The sequence below is a fragment of the Brucella sp. BE17 genome (assembly GCF_039545455.1).
In the GTDB taxonomy this organism is placed as follows: Bacteria; Pseudomonadota; Alphaproteobacteria; order Rhizobiales; family Rhizobiaceae; genus Brucella.
In genome coordinates, this window is sequence record NZ_CP154468.1 from 1261069 (window position 1) to 1280745 (window position 19677).

Genomic DNA, 19677 nt, shown 5'->3' on the forward strand with positions numbered 1-19677 from the left:
CAGCGGTCTCTCAAAGCTCGATACCGTCATCTGGATTCATAGACGCCTGCCGCGCGATCATCCGCATCCGCGAGCGCAGTGCGCGGGCTTTGGCCGAGTCCACGTCGGGGTCATCGTCCAAAAAATCGAACTCCTGCGCAGGCGATGATGGCGGTGGGATGATCTCCTCATGCTCGGGCAAATCCGGTTCACGGCGGATTCCGGCATTGGCCGGATCGCCCTCGGTCTCGTCTGCCACGCCGGCCGAGGAACTGCTTTCCGCCGCGACCACGCGGCCGGACCAATCATCGGCGGATGGGTTGGGCGCCAGCGGAGCGGCGACCAGATCGGGTGGGGTCAGGACGCGCTCCATGAACCGCGCATCCTCATAGTAGCGGGCCTTGGTCGCGCGGATCGGCGGCGTGCCCGCGACCATGACGATTTCCTCGGTGGGCGGAAGCTGCATGATCTCGCCGGGCGTCAGCAGCGGGCGCGCGGTTTCCTGCCGCGACACCATGAGATGCCCCAGCCAGGGCGCGAGTCTGTGGCCGGCATAGTTGGTGGAATCGCGCAGCTCGGTCGCAGTGCCGAGCGCGTCGCTCACCCGCTTAGCCGTACGCTCGTCGTTCGTGGCAAAGCTGACGCGGACATGGCAGTTGTCGAGGATCGCGTTGTTCGGCCCATAGGCGCGCTCGATCTGATTGAGGCTCTGCGCGATCAGGAAGCCCTTGAGCCCGTAGCCCGCCATGAAGGCCAAGGCGGACTCGAAAAAGTCCAGACGGCCGAGCGCGGGAAACTCGTCCAGCATGAGCAGCAGCCGATGGCGCGTGCCGGAGCTGGTCAATTCCTCCGTCAACCGCCTGCCGATCTGGTTGAGAATCAGGCGGATAAGTGGCTTGGTCCGGTTTATGTCGGACGGCGGCACGACCAGATAGAGCGTGACGGGCTGGCGGCTGCCGACCAGATCGGCAATGCGCCAATCGCATCGCGCCGTCACCCGCGCCACCACGGGATCGCGGTAGAGGCCGAGAAAGGACATGGCCGTGCTCAACACGCCCGACCGTTCGTTCTCGGATTTATTCAACAGCTCGCGGGCCGACGACGCGATGACGGGATGAACGCCCGCCTCGCCGAGATGCTGCGTGTCCATCATGGCGCGCAAGGTCGCCTCAACCGGACGGCGGGGGTCGGACAGGAAGTTAGCGACGCCCGCCAAGGTCTTGTCCTTCTCCGCATACAGGACATGCAGGATCGCGCCGACAAGCAGGCTGTGGGATGTCTTTTCCCAATGGTTGCGCTTGTCGAGGCTGCCTTCGGGATCGACCAGAATATCCGCGATGTTCTGCACGTCGCGGACTTCCCATTCGCCTCGGCGGACCTCCAGCAGCGGATTGTAGGCTGACGATCTGGCATTGGTCGGATCGAACAGCAGGACGTGGCCATGCTTCGCGCGGAAGCCGGCCGTGAGGGTCCAGTTCTCGCCCTTTATATCGTGGACGATGCAGCTTCCCGGCCATGTTAGCAGCGACGGCACGACAAGGCCGACGCCCTTGCCCGACCGTGTTGGGGCGAAGCACAACACATGCTCCGGCCCGTCATGGCGCAGATAGTCCCGGTCGTAGCGGCCGAGCACCACACCATCGGGGCCGAGCAGACCGGCCGCGCGGATTTCCTTGTCCTCGGCCCATCGCGCCGATCCGTAGGTGGCGACGTTGCGCGCCTCCCGTGCCCGGATGATCGACATGAAGATGCTGGCGGCGATGGCGACGAAGCCACCGGACGCTGCGATGATCGCGCCCTCGACGAAGATCGCGGGCGCATAGGCGTCGAACGAAAACCACCACCAGAAAAAGGCGGGCGGATAATAGACCGGCATGCCCGCCAGCTCAAACCATGGTGCTCCAAGCTGCAACTGGAAGCCGAGTCGGAACGCCGTCCATTGCGTGGCCGCCCACGCCATCACCAGAACGATGGTGAAGACGACGGCGATCTGACCCCAAAGGATTCGTCCTCCGCGCAATGCAGGCTCCAGTCGGCAAAAGAGGTGGAGCCGATCAGAGAGTAGGCAAAATCGAGACGGGCAACAGGAAAGAGGCTGCCGGAGGGCTGCTGGATACTATCGGCGGCAAATAGGACGGGTTGTCGTCACCGTTCGCTAGGATCTTTGCCGCTGCGCTACTAGCCGGGCGAATCATCACAACGGTGCATGCTGCTTGCGAGCGTGAGCAGATTTCTAAGGATAGCGCTGCGATTGAACGGCGACCAGACTGCGGTAAAAGCGGCTGGCTCTGGCTCATCGGCGAAGGGCAAGAAGACGACGCCGGAAGTCGGCAGCAACGCCGTTGCGGCTGCGGTAATAGTAATGCCGAAACCTTGTCCGACCATAGATAGCAATGTGCTACGCTCGACATCAAAGCACTGGATGGATGGTGTGAGCCAGCGGCCAGTGAGACGTAGCACGATATGATCATGCACCTGCGGGCCAGCGCCGCCACTTCGGACAAGGAAGGTCTCTCCGACCAGATCGGTCCAAGTGATTGCTGACTGACCGGCAAGGCGATGCTGTTCTGGCAGCACGGCCACTAAAGGTTCGCTCCAGATCGGCCGCGCGTGGCAATCCGGTAATTCTAGCTTGCCGGCAACAAACGCCACGTCCAGTCGGTCGGCACGAATATGTACGACCGCATCACGCGCAGTGCACTCCGTTATCTCGACCTCAATGCCGGGATGGTTCTCCCGATATTGTCTGATCAACTCTGCAAGGAAGCTTCCGGGGATGAGGGCATGGATGCCTATGCGCAAGCGACCACATTCTCCCACCGCCGCCATGCCGGCCGTCTTCACGGCGCGGTCCAGTTGATCGACGCCGGCCGCTATCCGCTCGACGAAGTGGCGTCCTGCCTCGGTCAGCCGGACGCCGCGTGCGTGACGTTCGAAGAGGAGGATGTCGAGGTCTTCCTCAAGCGCCTTTACCCGCGCGCTGACACTGGACTGCGCCACGCCAAGCGCCTTGGCAGCATGGCGAAAGTTCAGATGTTCGGCAACGGCGAGCGTCTGGATCAGCGACGCAAGCGGGATGCGTCCGCCCAGCAGTTGGGGTAGCTCACGGGGAGTAATGTGTTTCAGCTCTCGCCTGCGCATCGGGAAAGCCTGTCCGCTACATAGTAACTTGGGTTTGGGCCATCAGTCCCCGCGCCCTCGCACGCTTATTTTCGGGATAGTGAGGGGATACTGCACTTGGCCGTTTGGAAAACCCGGCATACCAGCGCGCAAGTTCCGCACAATCGCGTGGGATCGGCACGTCGTAGAAGTCAATTGAGTATTGTAAGGTCGCCATGGCGACACAGTCCGCGATAGTCACGCAATCGTTAGCGATAAACTCTGTGTCGCCTGTCATCTTTTCGATCAGCCTTAACTGTTCGAAATACCGCGCGGCACAGATTTCAGCGACGTCTTGGCTGGTCCGCACAATGCCATGTCCGAGGCGACTCCCATGGCGAGCCCAAAGCCCGAAGAAGGTTAACGCCTCGTCGAGAACATGAACGAACTGACGGGTGCGTGCCCGTGTCGCCGGGGTGGCTCCCAGCATGTCAGGACCGGACGTCTTGTCTTCTAAATATTCGAGGATCGCCAGCGATTGCCCGATGACCGTGCCGTCATCATCTTCAAGGATTGGCATCGATCCTGTGGGAGTGAGTTCTCTGACCGCTGCTGGAGGCATACCGGCCTGCTTGCCCGGTTCATCGAATATTATGAACTCGACATTGGCCGGATTCTTCTCGGCCAGATAAATATTCAGCCTTTGCGGGTAGGGTCCAAAAGCGAAGTTGTAGAGTTTGATCGGCAACGTCTTGTGCTCCTTGTGCTGGCTGAAAGAGGACATCGGTTAGCCGGCGATCGCCGCCCATCCGCGAAACGAGAAGGCGGCATAGAACAATGCTGGCTCTACGAACCCGGCCTCCCGCAGAAGCTCTTCCTCCTCGTCCGGGGAGAGCAGCGATAGACGTTCAGCCATCGCCTTGGCGGAGGCCGCAGACCTTCGCGCATCGGAATCTGTGCGATCGGCGAAGGTGGCTGAACGTGCTAGCCAGCGCTCTGGATTGCCGTCAGGCGCGGTGTGATGCGCAATCACGAGTACGCCCCCCGGTTTCAGGCGCAGACGGATTTCCCTTAGGGTGTGCAGACGCTCGATTCTGTTGAGGAAGTGCAGCGTGAGCAGGCATGTCGCGCCGTCGAACCGGCTAATGGGCACCTGATCCACAGTGCTCGCCAAAAGCTCGATCCGATCAGCATAGAGCGCAGTCGTCTGTCGAGCGATATCCAACATCGCGGGCGATGGATCGACGCCCGTGAACCGCCAGTCGGGCCGCGTCTGCGCGATTGCTTTCAGTTCCAAACCGCCGCCGGCACCGACCACGAGAATATCGGCGGCACCCGGTGCGCGCTCGCCAAGCAAAATGGTCGTCATGCGGTGGAGATCGGCCAGTCCCGGCACCTTTTTCGGGGCGTCCTGAGTATAGGATGCTACGGCAGCCGGGTTCGTGAACGGTGCGAGATTTGCGTTCATGCTGCTGCCTCGAAGGCTAGCGAACGATGAATCGCCATGGCGGCCATAACGCCATCGGCGCAGGCAAAAGTGACGTTGTGCGCGATGCGCGTAATGTCGCCGGCCGCGAACACGTTCGGCACACTGGTCATCTGCATCTCATCGACCTTGACCATCGGGCCAAGTGGACCGGCCTCGATTGCGCACCCGATCTGCTCGGCTATGGCGCTGTTGAGATGATGGTGCGGGCCAATGAACAGAGCATCGAGCCCATGCGACCGGCCATCGGTGAGATGGATTTCCGACAAGTTGCGACCCTCGCCGGCCAGGCGCTCGACGGCAACAGGCTCGATGCGGATTCCCCGTTGCGTCAACGCTTGGCTCTCCGCCGCTTCGAGATCGCCACCATCGAGATAAAACGTTGTCTGCCCCCACTCGGAGATGAGCATGGCCTGATGACTCGACATGGGCGAGACGTTCAACACTCCGAGTTGCTGACCGCTGAACTCGTAACCGTGACAGTAGGGGCAATGGATGACCGACGCGCCCCACCGTTCTGCCAGTCCGGACGTCTTCGGCATGATGTCGGAAATGCCGAAGGACAAAAGCAGGCGCTTGCCAGTGATGACAGCGCCGCTCCACAGCGCTACCGAGAACGTGCCGTCTTCCTCGAACGCATCCACTGCGGCATCCCTGATGAAACTAACAGTCGCATAGGCGGCGACCTGCTGGTGCATGGTGTCCAGCATGGCCTTCGGATCACTGCCATCTTGGGCAAAAAAGCCGTGGGACTCGGCAGCGAACCGATTTCGCGGTTCGCCCGTATCCAAGACGCACACCGTTTTGCGGGCGCGTGCCAGATACATTGCGGCGGAAAGCCCGGCAAAACTGCCGCCGATGATGATCGCATCGTAGTGCATTGGAAAACCTCGCTAAATCAGGCTTCGGCCGGGGCCGCATCAATCGGGGCAGGTCGTACCGGACCACGCAAGGCGACGAACAGGAATAGAATCGCCATCACGGCAACGCCGGCCCACATCGCCTGCTGCCAGCCCTGCACGAACGCTTCCTGTGCTGTCCTGTAGAGGGCGTCAGCATAGGGAAGCCCTTGGTCGACAATGACCATCGCGTTGGCGATATTCTGGCTGGCTGCCGCCGCAGCGTCCTCGGGGAAACCTGACAGAAGCGGCGCGATCGCGCTGCTATAGCTCGCGGCGAAAACGGCACCGAGCAGAGCCACGCCAAGCGAGGTTCCAAGCTCGCGCGTCACGTCATTGAGGGCTGATGCGACACCCTGTTGTTCGCGGGGCAAGGAAGACGTGATCGCTTCTGTCGATGGGGCCATGGCCAGCCCCATGCCGACTCCCATCGTCACCATGCCTGGCAATACCGAAAGATAACCGCCATCGACCGAAACCAGCAGCGCCATGAGTGCGAGTCCCGCACCACCTAGAAGCACGCCACTGGCAATCGTTGCCTTGGGGCCGATGTTTGCGGACAATCGCGGCGCAACGCCGGAAAAGATCATCATAAGTAACGCCATGGGCATAAGGCCCAGCGTGGCGAGGAGACCCGACCAGCCAAGAACGGCCTGAAAGAATGGATAGAGGACAATGAATACGCCGGCATGAACGCCGAACCATGTCGTTAGGGATATCGATCCGCTGGTCAGGCTGCGCTTTTTGAACAGGCGAATATCGAGCAACGGCTCGGCGTGATGCAATTCCCAAACGATAAAGCCGATGAAGGCACTAACGCCAAGTGCAAGGCCGACCAGCGTTTCTGTTGCTGCCCAGCCGATCGCCGGACCTTCATGCAGCGCAAAGCTTACGCCCATGATTGCGAGAAGCGACAGTATCGACCCGAGCGTGTCGAACCGATGCTGGGAGAACTGGCGTGAATTCGGAACAGCGCGCAAAGCCAGGACGGCAGCGGCCACGACCAATACTACAGGAAGCGCGAACAGCCAGCGCCAAGACAGAAAATCAACCAGTACGGCAGACAGGAACATGCCAAGGATGCCGCCAGCGCCGGCAACACCGGTCCACACGCCGATGGCCTTCGACCGTTCCTCGTCAGGAAACACCGAAGTGATAACCGAGAGCGTCACTGGCATGATCATCGCCGCACCGACACCGCTCAAAAAGCGCGCGGCCATCATGATTTCGGTGCTGGGTGCGAGCCCCGACGCGATGTTGGCAACGCCGAAGACACCAAGACCGATCAGCAGCACCGGCTTCCGGCCCCAACGATCACCAACGGCACCGAGCGGCAGAAGCAGCGCGGCGAGACTGATCGCGTAGATGTTGATCATCCAGAGCACTTGGCTTTGGGACGCTCCCAGATCGAGCGCGAGATGCGGTTGCGCGACATTGAGGCCCGTCACTGCGGCGATCACGGCCATCAGCGCGATGCAAACCGTAATGAGAATGCTTCGCCGACGTTTCGGATCGTGGATAGTCGGGTCGCTGGTCTGGAGTACAGGAGGTTCGGTCTGAGATGAGTTGTCTATGCTGGACATGGAAGCACCATATAATGTATCAGTTGGCGCTACATAACAGCTTAAATATCACGTATCAACATCTGATACGTAAGAATCATCGTCTTGGGTGAGCATTGTGCGTGAGAACGTTGGAGCGGTCGAAAAATGAACAAGGACACCCGGCTTTCGGACGTGTTGCATGTGCTGTTGCACATGGGGCAGTTCGATGAACCTCTGACCTCCGAGGTGCTGGCCAAGAGTATGGGCACCAATCCGGCAGTGTTTCGCAGGACGATGGCGGGTATGCGTGAGGCCGGTTACGTCAAATCGGGGAAAGGCCATGGCGGCGGTTGGCAACTCGCTCGACCTCTCGACAACATCACCCTTCTCGCCGTTTACGAGGCCCTTGGACGCCCGACGCTATTCGCCATGGGGAACCGTGATGAACACCCTGATTGCCGGGTGCAAAAGAACGTCAACGCAGCTCTATCTGACACGATGGCGCAAGCAGAGGCGTTGTTCATAGAACGCTTTGGGCAGGTTACGCTTGATCAACTCGTGCCTGAGCGACTGGCGTCATGCTCCAAGGAAACGGACCCGGACGCAATATGAGACTATGTGGTTTACGAGGTTTCAATCGGCAACCACATAGTCTCGAAACCACCTCGCCCTGTTCCAACCTTTTGATCGAAAAGCAGTTTCTCCCCCCCTATCACTGCACAATACCGGCCACCCACCAGCGCAAATCCGTTTCAAAACGCTCTTGACAAAAGAGGTAAGTGAGTGTTCACTATCATTATGAAATCGACACAAAAAAAACAGCGCGTTGGCGCCGATGAGCGTAGAGAACAGATTCTGGCAGCTGCCCTCACCGAGTTCAGCGAGAAGGGTCTGCACGGCGGCTCGACCGTAAATATCGCGCAGGCTGTCGGTATCTCACACCCGAACGTCTTCAGGCTTTATCCTACCAAGATCGATCTGTTCACCGCTGTTCTCGAACAGGCTTTCGCGACCGTGGCCAAGACAATGCTGGCAACAGGGGAAACGACGAAGGACGAACCTCTGCAAGCCATGGCCAATGCCTGGGGCATCCTCATGGAGGATCGAGAGCTGATGTTGATCTTGCTGCAAGGCTATGCAGCGTCGGCAGATCCGGTCATTCGGGAATTAATGCAAGGTTGGACGCGCGATGTTTTCGAGCGGATGGAGGCGCTGCCCTCTGTCGGCACCGACTTGGCCCATGACTTCTTTGCGGCAGGAATGCTCTACATGGTGTCCGCCTCTATGGACCTACCGGCCCAGGTCGACAAGGCCGACTGGGTCAAACGCTTCCTCGAGTCCGGGCGCTGACTTGCCAGGAAGTGCCCTTTTTTTATTTGCGTGGTTAGATAGTGACCACTCACTAGCATGAGCTAAAGCATGATCGAACATTCAACTCAACTGACCTCGCTTCCACCGGAACCATCCACTCTCGAACGCAGCATTCCGCGCTGGGTCGCCATGACCGGATTGTCCATGTCGATGTTCCTGATCGTTCTCGATGCAACGATGGTCAATCTCGCCACTGTCGCCATTCGCGACGGGCTCGGTCTTTCGGCCGCAACGCTGACGATTATCGTCAACGCCTACCTCGTCACCCTGGCAGGCCTTCTATTGCTGGGGGGCCGATTGTCCGACGTTCTCGGAGGGCGTCGCGTCTTTCTGGCGGGCATGGTCATATACCTTTTGGCGTCGGCGTTTTGTGCCGTGTCGCTCAATAGTTCAATGCTGATTGCAGGGCGTATAGGACAGGGCGTGGGCGCTGCACTTGTGGTGCCCTCGGCACTCGCTTTGGTCCTCGAGCTTTATAAAGAACCGTCCGAGCGCGTTCGTGCCATGGGCATCTGGGGTGCTGTTTCCGGCACAGGCAGCCTGGTTGGCGTTTTCCTTGGTGGGATGTTTACCGACATGTTCGGGTGGCCGTCGGTCTTCTGGGCGCCAGTACCGTTCTGCATTGTGAGCGCCTTGATCGTGCTCCGCGCCGTTCAATCCGAACAAGGACGCGCGGCGTCCTTCGACACACCCGGCGCCGTGACTATCACACTCGGCATCGGTGCTCTCGCATTCGGCATTATCTATGCAGCCGAAGCGCAGTGGGCCGCTCCGGGCGCACTAGCCGCCATAGCGGTTGGCCTCGTGTCCATAGCAGGCTTTGTCGCGATTGAACGACGCGCGTCTCATCCACTGGTGCCGCTCGGGATTTTCCGCAATCGAACAGTCGTCGCGGCCTGTCTGATCGTGCTCCTCATGGGCGCCACGCTGGCAGGACTGTTCTTTTTTCTGCCGCAGTACCAGCAGCAGATTCTCGGCATGGACGCGCTGACCACCGGTATGTCGCAAATCCCCCTTGCGCTGATGACCATCGTCGGAAGCGGCGCCGCCCCTGTGCTGGCTCGCATCATCGGCCTGCCATCAGCTCTTGCTGCCGGAATCGCGGTTCTTCTCGCGGGCTTCCTCATCCTGGCCTTCAACCCGGTCACGACCGGCCTCTCGATCCCCCTCATGGCTGCGTTCATCCTGATCGGCGGCGGCCTCGGGGTAGGCCTCGTCAATGGGATCGCCATGACTGTCCGTGACGCCTCCAAAGGAGAGTCCGGCCTGCTCAGCGGTCTGGTGAACACCGCGCAACAGATCGGCGGCGCCCTGGGTATCGCTCTTATCGCCGGCATCGCCATTGGGGCGGGCAGCGGGGAAATCAACTTCACCGCGGCATTCTCCGGCCAGGCCTTTCTTATCCTCATCGCACTGTGCCTTGCCCTCATTGCGACCATCAAATCGCGGCGCGCACTGGATGCACCCGATCCCTCCTGACCTTTCGTCAGAGACACAGTCCACGCTCAACAACAGAAAGTCGTTCGATATGTCTTCTCTTTCAATCCTCGTCACGGGCGCCAGCGGCGCAATTGGCTCTGCCCTCGTCCCTGCGCTTCTAGCCCGTAATGCAACAGTGACCACCATGTCGCGGAATCCCGACTGGTCGCTCTCGGGCGCGCGTCAGGTCATCGCGGATCTCGGCGACGAAACTTCACTCAGAGCCGCTTTGGAAGGCATCGATGTCGCATTCCTGAACAGCCCTTCGGCAGAAGACGCAGCGACGCTGCAGATCAGGTTTGCAAACATCGCCAGGCAGGCTGGTGTGACAAAACTCGTTCTACTCTCGCAGTACGGCGCGCGGCCGGATTCTCCCGTCCGCTTCTTACGCTGGCATGCCCAGGTCGAAGATGAAGTAGAAAGGCTCGGGTTCGACCTCACCATTTTGAGGCTAAACCTCTTCATGCAGTCTCTGCTCGCATTTGCACCGACGATCGCCAACGGCGTCCTCGCAGCCCCCATCAGCAGCGCTGCCGTCAGCGCCATCGATGTCCGCGATATTGCAGCTTCGGCGGCGACAGTTCTAACGGGAACCGGTTATGGGGGGCGCACCTACACTTTGACGGGTCCGCGCGCGGTAACCCACGCGGAAATCGCCCTCGCCCTCGCCGAAGCGACCGGACGCAACGTCGCTTTCCACGAAATCACATCAGATCAGTTCGCCAGCGCCCTACAAGGATACGTTCCGGCCTGGCAGCTCGAAGGACTGATTGAGGACTACGCCCATTATGAGCGGGGCGAAGCCTCTGACGTGCACACCAGCGTCACCGACCTGACCGGCCATGCACCGCGCGACATCGCCGACTTCGCCCGCGATCACGCCGCTGCATTCGGCCGAGCCTGACACACCCCCGAAAGGACTCAAGATGATCTATCATTGCATTCGCATGAGCATCAAACCCGAAGTTTCCAAGCAACAAGCCGATGCCGTCCTCGATCGCATGCGCCGGGAAAGCGCCAATAATCCGCTCGTCCGCTCATTGGTCATCGGGCCCGATTATGGCGGCGAATTTGACTACGGTGCCATTACGACCGTCGAAAATCTTTCCGATTACGAGTCCATGATGAACGATCCAGCGCATCGTGAAATCGATCGGATCGGCCTGCCTCTTGTCCAGAAATTCATGTCCTTTGACATCACCGACGATGCCGATCCCGACATGAGTGCAAAGATCGCCGAGATCCATAAGCGCCGTTATCAGGCAATGCCGGATGTAGCAGGTCTGGTCTCTGGCCTTGTCGGCTATAGCGGAAGCGCTGCACCCGGCTCCGACCACAAGTAGAACCTTGGCTCGGCGGCAAGATATCCGCCGATACACGATCCAACCTCTGAATCAATCTCTATCGCAAGCACCATGTCGGGAGCGTCGTTTTTTCGACGGCCGCCTCCGGCATGCCTAAAAGGGCCTCATCCCATGAGCTTTTGCAAACGGACACTGATATCTTCGACCATCACGCTGGCATTTCTCGCCAATATACCTGCCGTCGCTCAAGCGCAGGACTGGCAGTTGGGAGCCGGTGCCGGCGTGGTATGGAGCCAACAGGCATATGGCACCACCACAACTAGCCCGGTCCCAATCATCGACTTTGACAGCACCTATTTTCGGATGCGCGGCGATGCGGCCGATCTGAAGCTGCCATGGATCTCATCGGAGGCCGTGAACGTCTCGCTGAGATCCCGCTACATGTTTGGAGAGGGCTACGAACCCGATGATGCCGACATTCTGGACGGCATGAACCGTCGACACGCCGCGTTTTGGACTGGACCTGCCATTGAGTGGAACACGCCCCTAGTTGATCTAAGCGTTGAAGGCATGTTCGACGTGTCCGGCGACAGTAAAGGCAGCCGGATCAAAATGGCCGCATCGCATACGTTTTTCCTCAACGGGATCGGCTTGACCCCGAGAGTTGGAGCCACTTGGCTCGATTCAAACACCGTCGATTACTATTATGGGGTGCGCCCGGAAGAGGTGACTGCCACGCGCGCGGCCTACGAAGGTTCGTCAACGACCAATTTCGAGGCCGGTATCAGCGCATTTACCGCCCTTCGCGAAAACCACCATCTGATGATCGATGCAAGCATCACCAGAGTTGGTGACGGCATAGCCGACAGCCCGATCGCCGTCGACAAGACCCTCGCTTCGTTCATGTTCGGCTACGCTTACAAGTTCTGACCCCCGCACTTAGCCAAGTCTTTTCCCGCGCCAGAACCATGCGTTGGGCGCGGCCTCATTTTTCCTCCACGAAAGGTTTTCAATCATGCAGACTACAAAATTCCGGAATGCTCTTTACCTCCCAGCATTGGGCAAGCTCTACGCGCGCCTCGACACATCGGCGGAAACTTTCCTGCGCGTAGTGTCGGGCCTTGCCCTCGTTACTCATGGCTTTCCGAAGCTGATGGACCCCTTCGGATCGGTGCAGATGGTCGAAGGGCTTGGCTTTTATCCGGGCGCGCTCTGGTCACCACTGCTCGCGGCAACGGAGTTTTTCGGCGGGCTGCTGATTGCCCTGGGCCTCTTCACGCGACCGGCTGCGGCAGCGGCGACTATCGTTTTGCTGGTCACTGTCTGGTTTCACTGGATCACATTGGGCCAAGGGTATGGCGGGGCCGAGAAATCGATCCTTTGGGCCGCTATCATGGCGTTCTTCGTCATCCGCGGCGGCAACGCTCATTCGATCGATGGCCATATTGGCCGACAGTTCTGAGAAGTTTTCTATGGGTCATGTTGGGACTGTAAAGTTTGATTACAGTTCCAACCCCCTCTGTCGCCCCAATTGCCACGACACTGAACCGCCCTGCATGATGCCCGCGACCTTGCGGCCGAGCTCGCGGTCAATAACAGGTCTCCATGGTACAACGGTGAACTCATGGCTCTTTTCCACGATGGCGAACTTGCCGCTCGATAGATGTGCGGTCCCGGTGAACTTGCCGCTGACAATCTCGCCATCGGCAGCCGCCCGGAACGGTAAGCCTTTGCTGCTGGCCATTTCCGCACCGACGCGGGCGACTTCGCGTTCGCGCAGATTGGCGAGCAGGTTGCGCCGATAGAGGATGCGTCCATCCTGCTGCCGCGTTGCGTCGCCCTGTGCGATATGATGCTCACGGCGCTGATCCATAGCCTCGCGCACCTGCTGACCGAACCCTGCCGGGGTAAGATCCGAAGCATCTGGCGTAACCAGCCTCCGGTCCAGCCAGGTCGCACCATCGGCACCGATCTGCTTTTCCAGATCGAAGGTCGAGACGACACGGATGCTGGCCTTCCGGTTGCGACCGGCATCATAGGCGGCGGCGCGGCTCTCGAAGTCATCGGGGATGCGCCACTGGTCGGCGTCGATCCGTTCAGCGATCCCGGCGCGGCGCAACGCCTCCAGTCGGCGCACATGGGCATCGACGAAGCCCTCATAGTCGCCGCCCGGAACTCGACCATCGAACTTCGCCTGCTCCAGATGGCGTCGCGGCCGATATATGCCGTTCTCGGCGATGGTGGCAATGGTCCGATCGGATGGCCGCTGCGCCGTATCGGCAGGACCAATCTCGATGACGCTGCCGATCCGGGCGTCCTCGACGCGGGCCGGATCAATGCCGGGAAGGTGGTGTGTTCGGCCGTCGATGCCGTCCACCACGAGGGTCAGGTTCTCGCACATCTCGTCGGTGAGATATTTGTCCACGACGCGGCCGGTGATGGGTATCTCAGGAGCTGCATCGTGAAGCTGGAAGGTCATCGGATCACGTTCCTGCCCATCGGCCTTCAGCGCTTTGTGCATGTTGCGGATGATGTCACCGCGCTCACCAAGTTCACGCAGTGCCGGTTCCATCTTCGCGCCAAGCTCCCAGACGCCGGGTGAATGTTCCGTGGCCAGCCCCATTTTTTCCAGTTTAGCGAGACGGCGCAGGCGAAGAGTGCGGTTAAACTCGCGACGCGCATCGGCCGGTTCATGGCGCAGATCGAGGAACCTTTCGTCGGCCTCCTCGGTCATGGCGCGGTCAATGCGGGTGAAGTGGTCCTGATCGATTTCGGCAGATAGCTTGCGGCTCTGCTCGATTTCGGTCACGGGGCCAAGTTCCAGCGTGGTCAGTTCGCTCGCCCGCTCACGAATGCCATTGGCGAGATAGTCGCCATTAATGACCAGGTTCTCGCCCAGATCGTCCTTGCCCCGAACGATGACATGGACATGGGGATGGCCGGTATTGTGGTGATTGACCGCCACCCAATCGAGTTTCGTGCCAAGGTCGCCCTCGATGCGGTTCATCAGATCGCGGGTGTGTTCGGTGAGGTCGGAAAGATCGGCGGCATCTTCGGGCGAAACGATGAAGCGGAACTGGTGGCGATCATCCTTGCCGCGATCAAGAAAAGCATCTCCATCAGCGCGGTCCTCGGTGGCGGAATAGAGCTGGCCGCGTTCGCCGTCACGCGAGGTGCCGTCGCGCTGGATGTAGCGCAGATGGGCAGCCCCTTTTCCATTCTTTCCCGCGCTCTGGACATAACGGGTTTTGACGACGACGCGGCGCACTCCGGCCGCACTGTGACGCCAACCGCCCGACAGGGTTCGGGCGCGGACATGGGCCGCGCCACGACCACGCTTGACGCCCGGACCTTTGCCAGCGCGCGATGCCTTCCCGCTCTTTCCGGCCGAACCAGATGAAGACGACGAGGAAGTCAGTGATGCGAATGATGATGATCTGCCGGGGCTGTTGCTATGCTGACGCGCCAGCTTCTTCGCCTGCGTCAGAAAGCTCTTCGCCTTGCCCACCTTCGGGACGTTGGATTTGATACGACCTGGCCTGGGGCGAAAGCGGTTCTCGTCGTCGGCGCTCATGAGCGCATCCCATGACGTTTAGGCACGCAAACGGCAGCTATTCGGCTATAGTGCCGGTCAAAACCCAGCAAAGCCAAGGCTTTGCGCCATATCGCGGCACGCGAGACGCAAAAGAAGGGTGCCGTGCGCCGCGCCCCAAAACAGTGTGCAGACAAGGGCTTGCCCAGAAACCGGCCCGACAGGGTGCCGGTTTCCTTTATCTTGCCCTCCGCCTTCCCTGCCCTTTTTGCCCTTCCTGCCGGGAATGCGGCCAGGCGCCCCCAAGCCTCGCTGCACACCGGAAGCGGACCGAAGGAGCGTGGGGACGCCATGCTCATGACCCATCTCCATCGCTTGCACGGGCCACGAATATGCCGCCGTCCTGCGGCTCCTGATCGACGGAAACGCGCAGAGGAACGGTTGCACGGACGTCGCTCGACGGCTGATTGGCCGCCGCCGAATGGCCGCCGGATTGCGCAACGAAGAGCGGAGCTTCACGCCAATCCGGCGGTGGCGGCGGAACGATCGTCGGCACATCAGGCGCAGTCGCACTGCCAAGAACAGGTGCGAGAGTGGCGACATAGGCGCGTGTTTCAGCGGGCAAAGTGCGGCCCGTCGCCAGATACTCGTCATAGCGACCGGGACCAGCATTGTAGGCGGCAAGCATGGCCGCGACATTGCCATAGCGGTCCCACATATCGTGCAGATACGCCGTACCTGCGAGGATGTTGTCGCGCGGATCGTAAGGATCGCGCCCGAGGCCATGGCGGCTGCGCAGGCCCGCCCAGGTATCGGGCATGACCTGCATCAGTCCCATTGCACCCGCCGATGAGATAGCACGCACATCACCCGCGCTTTCCACACGCAGCACGGCCCGAATCCAATGCTCTGGAATACCGAAGCGCTGTGACGCCTCGGCAATGAAAGCCGCATGGGGATGCGCGGTGACTGGCGCGGGTTGCAGCGTGACCTGCGCAAATGCAGGCGTCAATCCGCTGCCAGCCGACAGAAGGGCCGTGAAGAGAAGAAGGGCGCGGGATCGCATGATCTCAGTCCCGATCTTCGCGGGGCCGCGGGCGGCTCCAGTGCAGCGACCATGACGCTCCTGCATCGTCGTCGCGGAACAGGTTGGCGCGGATCGGCTGCGGCAAGGCGGGATCGTCGAGCAGCACCGAGAGATATTCGCCAGCCTTTTCGCCGGTGCGTTTCCATGCTGCACCGACCTCCGGCCCGTCATGTTCAATGTAATGGACGCGATAGTCCGGCGCATTCTCCGCATCGGAATGCTCAGTGGGCACGATAACAAGATCACGCTTCATGGTGAGCGTGACGAGCTGACCGGCGAAGCCGGATGCGTCACGCGCGAATTGACCGATCTGTGGCATGGTATATCTCCTGTGTTGGTGAATTTGGCGTCAGATCAATGCGTGGCCGCCCGCCATTCGTAGCGGCCATCGCCTTCCTCATCGGTCCAGAGCGGGAGCGCCCGGCCGACGACGGAACTGGCGGGAACAGGTCCGAAGTAACGGCCATCGAGGCTGTCCCGGATTTCCCAATTCATGAGGAAGAGTTCACCGTCGCCGATGATGCGGCAGCCCTGCCAGACCGGCAGATCCCGGCCGATGCGGTCGTGCTCCAGCGCATCCCCCATCTCGACATTATCGACGGAAATGGTCGCACGGTTGCGGCAGACGCGCTGTCCCGGCAGGCCGAGGACGCGCTTCAGCAGCGGTACGCCGCGTCCGATATAGCCGCGCTCGACCATGAAGCGCTCCAACGGCTCAGACGGCATGATGGCGACCAGTTCGGGAACTTCGAGCCTATCGGCGGGAGCAACTGTGTAGAAGCCGATGGGGGCACTGGCAGTCGCATTCCAGATCAGTCGGGTTGGCAGATCGGCAACCGCCGTGGCGACAAGTGTTCCGACAGCCAGCATGGACATGGCGAGGATATGACGGCGGCTCATCGCGCAATCCTCCGGCGGTTGACCCACGCGGCATGGCGCTCCCGGGTGTAGGGATTAGGTTCCTGACCGGCGCTCAAACGGTTGTGGACGTGCCGCCAATGGTCCGGCGCAACATCCGCCGGATCGACGCCAAGCGCGTCCACGGCGTCAATCAGAGCCAGCACCCGCTGGACTTGTCGCCAGCCATCGACACGCAGCAGGATCTCGCCGCCAGGACGAACGAAGGGCACGGTCTGGTATGGTTCGCCACGCCCGACAGCGCGCAGAATGTCGAGCCGCGAAACGATGGTGCCGTAATCGTTCGAGGCCCAACGGACGAAGGCGAAGATGCTTTCGGGCGCAAAACCGATCACACTGCGGCGGCGGTCGATGATCTGCTCAAAGCTCTTATGGCCGAAGCGTATCCAGCGCTCGACCTTCTTCTTCTGGAAGGTCAGTTCGACCAATGTTGTGAACGGTGCTGGCCCGTCCGCCTGCGGATGTTCATGCGCTGCACGCACGGTTTTGCCGGTCATGGCTGGTCCCCTTCGGTGGGTGGAAACTCGCGGACCAGCAGCTCGCGCAGCATCACGGCGACGGTGACGCCACGCCGGAAAGCGGCAACCTTAATGCGCCCGCGCAGTTCGGGCGTAATGTCGATGGTCAAGCGGGCGGTGAACGCCTCCGTAGCCGCCTTGCCGGTTGCCGTCGCCTCGGCGGCTTTGATCCAGCTATCGGGATTGCCCGGCCGCGATGCGAAGCCGGATTTGACGGGCGGACGTGTCATGGCACGATCCTCCCGGTGCCGAGCGCATCGATCTCGGTTGCAAGTGCGATGACCTCCTGTGCGGCGCGTTCTCCGCCATCGGTCTCCGAGACCAGCCGTCCGGTCTGTGCGGCTTCGGCGAAGGCGACACGCTGGCCGATCGTCGTGGCCAGCAAGGGCGGATCATGGTCTGCCAGCGTTTCGGCCGTTTCGCGGGCGATGACGGTGCGCGCACCGCATCGGTTCAGCAGAAAACGGGCGGCCAGTTCAGGGCGATAGATGCGTGCTTCGTTCAGAAGCGACAGCATCTCGGCAGAGGCCCAGCCATCAAAGGGAGATGGCTGCACCGGGATCAGCACCAGATCGGTTGCAAGCAGCGCTGAGCGCATCAGAGCAGCGACACGGGGCGGACCGTCAATGACGACATGATCGGCGTCACGCGCCAGCTCTGGTGCTTCGCGGTGCAATGTATCGCGGGCAAGGCCGATGACGGTGAACAGCCTTGGCAGCCCTTCATGGCTGCGCCGCTGCGACCAGTCGAGTGCGGAGCCTTGCGGGTCGGCATCGATCAGGATGACCCGCTTGCCTTGCGCAGCCCAGGCTCCGGCGAGATGCAGCGCCAGCGTGGTCTTGCCCACGCCGCCTTTCTGATTGAGGAGCGCGACGATCATGGCGTACCTCGCCCAGGTCGGCGGGAAGTGGCACTGGCACCGTGCCTTTCATGCGCGCGCGTCAAAGAAGAAAAGTTAGATTCTATGTTAGATTCTAAGTTAGCAGTCGGATTCTTCTTTTCGTTCCAGAGACTTAATTGGGGTTCGTGCGCCTGATGTGCCGATAGTGCTGCGCCTGATGTACCGATACCCTTTGCGCCTGATGTACCGACGGCATCCACAATGTTATCCACAGGCACTGTGGATAAGAGTTCAGGACGGATTTGCAGCAGTTCGCGGCGATTTTCGCGCAGGATCTTGAGCCTGTAACCGGGCAGCGGCTGGCGGGCCGCAATGCGGCGCAGGTCCAGCGCAAAGTCCGATGGTCGGGCCATGCTGCCGGATTTCTGGTGGAGGTGCGCAACCTCGAACATCCAGCCATGCGGCTGCTGTCCGGCATGTTTACGGGCGACACGGTAGAGCCAGCGCTCGATACCGCCTGTCAGCCGAAAATAGTCCGGATCGATGGTGAGGACGAGAGAACGGTCGAGGACGCTGTTGTAGAACCACTCGGGCAGGACAAACTCCATGCCTTCTACCCGACCGTCGCGCGTGGTCATCTCTTCCCATTCGTTGATCCAGGAGAACTGGCGGCGGCGCCAATGCTTGCCGTTACGGATCGTCGTGGCGACGACCGTGGATTGCAGCCGGGCAAGCGCTGCCTTCAGCAGCAGATATTGCCGGTTTCCGGTGTCGCGTCCGATGGCGCGCAGCAGATGATAGGGCGTGAAGCGGAAGAAACGGGATGTCTTGATGCCGTTGTTTTCGGCGGCGACGATCTGGCTCGCAGCCCAGATCAGCACATCGGCATCCCAGATCGTCGCCATGCCATGTTCGGGCATCCCGAACACCTGTACCTCGACATCGGCAGTCTTGTAGAGAATCGGCTTCGTGCGCGGCGTCTTCGCCAGCGAGAAGAAAGGCCGTTCCATCAGATCGCGTTGGTCGCGCGGACTGGCATCGCCGGTTGCGACCACGAAGGGATCGAGGTGGCTGCGCTCGCTACCGCCTTCTCTGCGCAAGCCGTCAGGGTGATCGACGCGCCGCATTCAGAGCTTGCGCCGCTCTTCAGGCGTCAGGGGGCGCGCCGGAAAGACCGTGCCGGCACCCTCGTCACTGGTGGATTTGCGCGTGCCAATGTCGGCCCAGGACTGAAGATCCTCGACGGTATAGAGGACGCGGCCGCCGATTTTTCGATAGGTCGGACCGGTCCCGTAGGTCCGGTGTTTTTCCAGCGTGCGAAGAGAAATACCGAGGAAACGTGCAGCTTCCTGAGTGCGCAGCATGCGCGGTGGCATTTCCGTGTTGCGGCGCTCGGCCATGAGATCACCTCCGGTTCGTCAGGTTGGTGCGGCGGCCGGAGACGGCTGCGCGCTGTAGCGAACCATGGAAAGTGATCGGCGGCGTGTAGCGTGCCGCATTTGCGGCTATGCGCAGACGGCACCCCTGATAGGGGCTGTGTCAGTGCGAAAAGACCTGAGATTTCAGCAACTCAGGGGGAGGCGTGCGGAATCCCTCAAGACATCGGAGTGCAATTCGGTT

At 60.7% G+C, this 19677-nt stretch carries 23 protein-coding genes; 7 read left to right on the forward strand and 16 right to left on the reverse strand.

Annotated features, from left to right (window positions below):
- Positions 1-10 precede the first annotated feature (10 nt).
- The 6 genes from AAIB41_RS17085 to AAIB41_RS17110 form a co-directional block, all read right to left on the reverse strand.
- Complete coding sequence (locus tag AAIB41_RS17085; protein WP_343315191.1) at positions 11-1999, reverse strand: conjugal transfer protein TraG; 1989 nt, start codon at positions 1997-1999, stop codon at positions 11-13.
- A gap of 158 nt (positions 2000-2157) precedes the next feature.
- Positions 2158-3120, reverse strand: a complete 963-nt coding sequence (locus tag AAIB41_RS17090; protein ID WP_343315192.1) for a LysR substrate-binding domain-containing protein — start codon at positions 3118-3120, stop codon at positions 2158-2160.
- Between the two features lie 16 nt (positions 3121-3136).
- On the reverse strand, positions 3137-3862 hold the full coding sequence (locus AAIB41_RS17095; RefSeq protein WP_343315194.1) for a glutathione S-transferase family protein: 726 nt from the start codon (positions 3860-3862) through the stop codon (positions 3137-3139).
- Between the two features lie 3 nt (positions 3863-3865).
- Complete coding sequence (locus AAIB41_RS17100; RefSeq protein ID WP_343315196.1) at positions 3866-4546, reverse strand: class I SAM-dependent methyltransferase; 681 nt, start codon at positions 4544-4546, stop codon at positions 3866-3868.
- Entirely contained in the window at positions 4543-5445 is a 903-nt protein-coding gene (locus tag AAIB41_RS17105) for an NAD(P)/FAD-dependent oxidoreductase (RefSeq protein ID WP_343315197.1), read from the reverse strand. The genes AAIB41_RS17100 and AAIB41_RS17105 overlap by 4 nt, the downstream gene beginning before the upstream one ends.
- A 17-nt stretch (positions 5446-5462) precedes the next feature.
- Positions 5463-7046: an MFS transporter gene (locus AAIB41_RS17110; protein ID WP_343315198.1), complete on the reverse strand. Its 1584-nt coding sequence runs from the start codon at positions 7044-7046 to the stop codon at positions 5463-5465.
- A gap of 126 nt (positions 7047-7172) precedes the next feature.
- Between AAIB41_RS17110 and AAIB41_RS17115 the strand changes: the two genes are divergently transcribed.
- The 7 genes from AAIB41_RS17115 (at position 7173) to AAIB41_RS17145 (ending at position 12623) form a co-directional block, all read left to right on the forward strand.
- Positions 7173-7619 carry an Rrf2 family transcriptional regulator gene (locus AAIB41_RS17115; RefSeq protein WP_343315199.1) on the forward strand — a complete coding sequence of 149 codons (447 nt, stop codon included), beginning with the start codon at positions 7173-7175 and terminating at the stop codon, positions 7617-7619.
- A gap of 171 nt (positions 7620-7790) precedes the next feature.
- Positions 7791-8357 carry a TetR/AcrR family transcriptional regulator gene (locus AAIB41_RS17120; protein ID WP_343315200.1) on the forward strand — a complete coding sequence of 189 codons (567 nt, stop codon included), beginning with the start codon at positions 7791-7793 and terminating at the stop codon, positions 8355-8357.
- A gap of 69 nt (positions 8358-8426) precedes the next feature.
- Positions 8427-9857 (forward strand): MFS transporter, encoded by a 1431-nt coding sequence (locus AAIB41_RS17125; RefSeq protein ID WP_343315201.1) that lies wholly within the window; start codon positions 8427-8429, stop codon positions 9855-9857.
- 49 nt (positions 9858-9906) lie between these two features.
- Positions 9907-10761, forward strand: a complete 855-nt coding sequence (locus AAIB41_RS17130; RefSeq protein ID WP_343315202.1) for an NmrA family NAD(P)-binding protein — start codon at positions 9907-9909, stop codon at positions 10759-10761.
- A 22-nt stretch (positions 10762-10783) separates the two neighbouring features.
- Positions 10784-11200, forward strand: a complete 417-nt coding sequence (locus tag AAIB41_RS17135; RefSeq protein ID WP_343315203.1) for a Dabb family protein — start codon at positions 10784-10786, stop codon at positions 11198-11200.
- 132 nt (positions 11201-11332) lie between these two features.
- The gene (locus AAIB41_RS17140; RefSeq protein WP_343315204.1) at positions 11333-12091 is read left to right on the forward strand and encodes a MipA/OmpV family protein; all 759 of its coding nucleotides are present in this window, start codon (positions 11333-11335) and stop codon (positions 12089-12091) included.
- 85 nt (positions 12092-12176) lie between these two features.
- On the forward strand, positions 12177-12623 hold the full coding sequence (locus tag AAIB41_RS17145) for a DoxX family protein (protein WP_343315205.1): 447 nt from the start codon (positions 12177-12179) through the stop codon (positions 12621-12623).
- A gap of 39 nt (positions 12624-12662) precedes the next feature.
- Here the strand turns inward: AAIB41_RS17145 and AAIB41_RS17150 are convergent, their stop codons facing one another.
- From AAIB41_RS17150 to AAIB41_RS17195, 10 genes are read right to left on the reverse strand one after another with little or no spacing between them, the layout of a single operon-like run.
- Positions 12663-14735 (reverse strand): DUF3363 domain-containing protein, encoded by a 2073-nt coding sequence (locus AAIB41_RS17150; protein WP_343315206.1) that lies wholly within the window; start codon positions 14733-14735, stop codon positions 12663-12665.
- The gene (locus tag AAIB41_RS17155) at positions 14732-15052 is read right to left on the reverse strand and encodes a hypothetical protein (RefSeq protein WP_343315207.1); all 321 of its coding nucleotides are present in this window, start codon (positions 15050-15052) and stop codon (positions 14732-14734) included. The genes AAIB41_RS17150 and AAIB41_RS17155 overlap by 4 nt, the downstream gene beginning before the upstream one ends.
- Complete coding sequence (locus AAIB41_RS17160) at positions 15049-15759, reverse strand: lytic transglycosylase domain-containing protein (RefSeq protein WP_343315208.1); 711 nt, start codon at positions 15757-15759, stop codon at positions 15049-15051. The genes AAIB41_RS17155 and AAIB41_RS17160 overlap by 4 nt, the downstream gene beginning before the upstream one ends.
- 4 nt (positions 15760-15763) lie before the next feature.
- Positions 15764-16099 carry a DUF736 domain-containing protein gene (locus AAIB41_RS17165; RefSeq protein WP_343315209.1) on the reverse strand — a complete coding sequence of 112 codons (336 nt, stop codon included), beginning with the start codon at positions 16097-16099 and terminating at the stop codon, positions 15764-15766.
- A gap of 35 nt (positions 16100-16134) precedes the next feature.
- Positions 16135-16680 carry a S26 family signal peptidase gene (locus AAIB41_RS17170; protein WP_343315210.1) on the reverse strand — a complete coding sequence of 182 codons (546 nt, stop codon included), beginning with the start codon at positions 16678-16680 and terminating at the stop codon, positions 16135-16137.
- Positions 16677-17195 (reverse strand): DUF2840 domain-containing protein, encoded by a 519-nt coding sequence (locus AAIB41_RS17175; protein ID WP_343315211.1) that lies wholly within the window; start codon positions 17193-17195, stop codon positions 16677-16679. The genes AAIB41_RS17170 and AAIB41_RS17175 overlap by 4 nt, the downstream gene beginning before the upstream one ends.
- Entirely contained in the window at positions 17192-17446 is a 255-nt protein-coding gene (locus tag AAIB41_RS17180) for a hypothetical protein (RefSeq protein ID WP_343315212.1), read from the reverse strand. Before AAIB41_RS17180 ends, AAIB41_RS17175 begins: the two co-directional genes overlap by 4 nt.
- A complete protein-coding gene (parA, locus tag AAIB41_RS17185; protein ID WP_343315213.1) occupies positions 17443-18096 on the reverse strand; it encodes a ParA family partition ATPase in 654 nt (217 codons plus the stop codon). Before parA ends, AAIB41_RS17180 begins: the two co-directional genes overlap by 4 nt.
- Positions 18093-19184, reverse strand: coding sequence for a replication initiator protein A (locus tag AAIB41_RS17190; protein ID WP_343315214.1), 1092 nt, complete (start codon positions 19182-19184; stop codon positions 18093-18095). The genes parA and AAIB41_RS17190 overlap by 4 nt, the downstream gene beginning before the upstream one ends.
- A complete protein-coding gene (locus tag AAIB41_RS17195) occupies positions 19185-19457 on the reverse strand; it encodes a helix-turn-helix domain-containing protein (RefSeq protein ID WP_343315215.1) in 273 nt (90 codons plus the stop codon).
- Positions 19458-19677 lie beyond the last annotated feature (220 nt).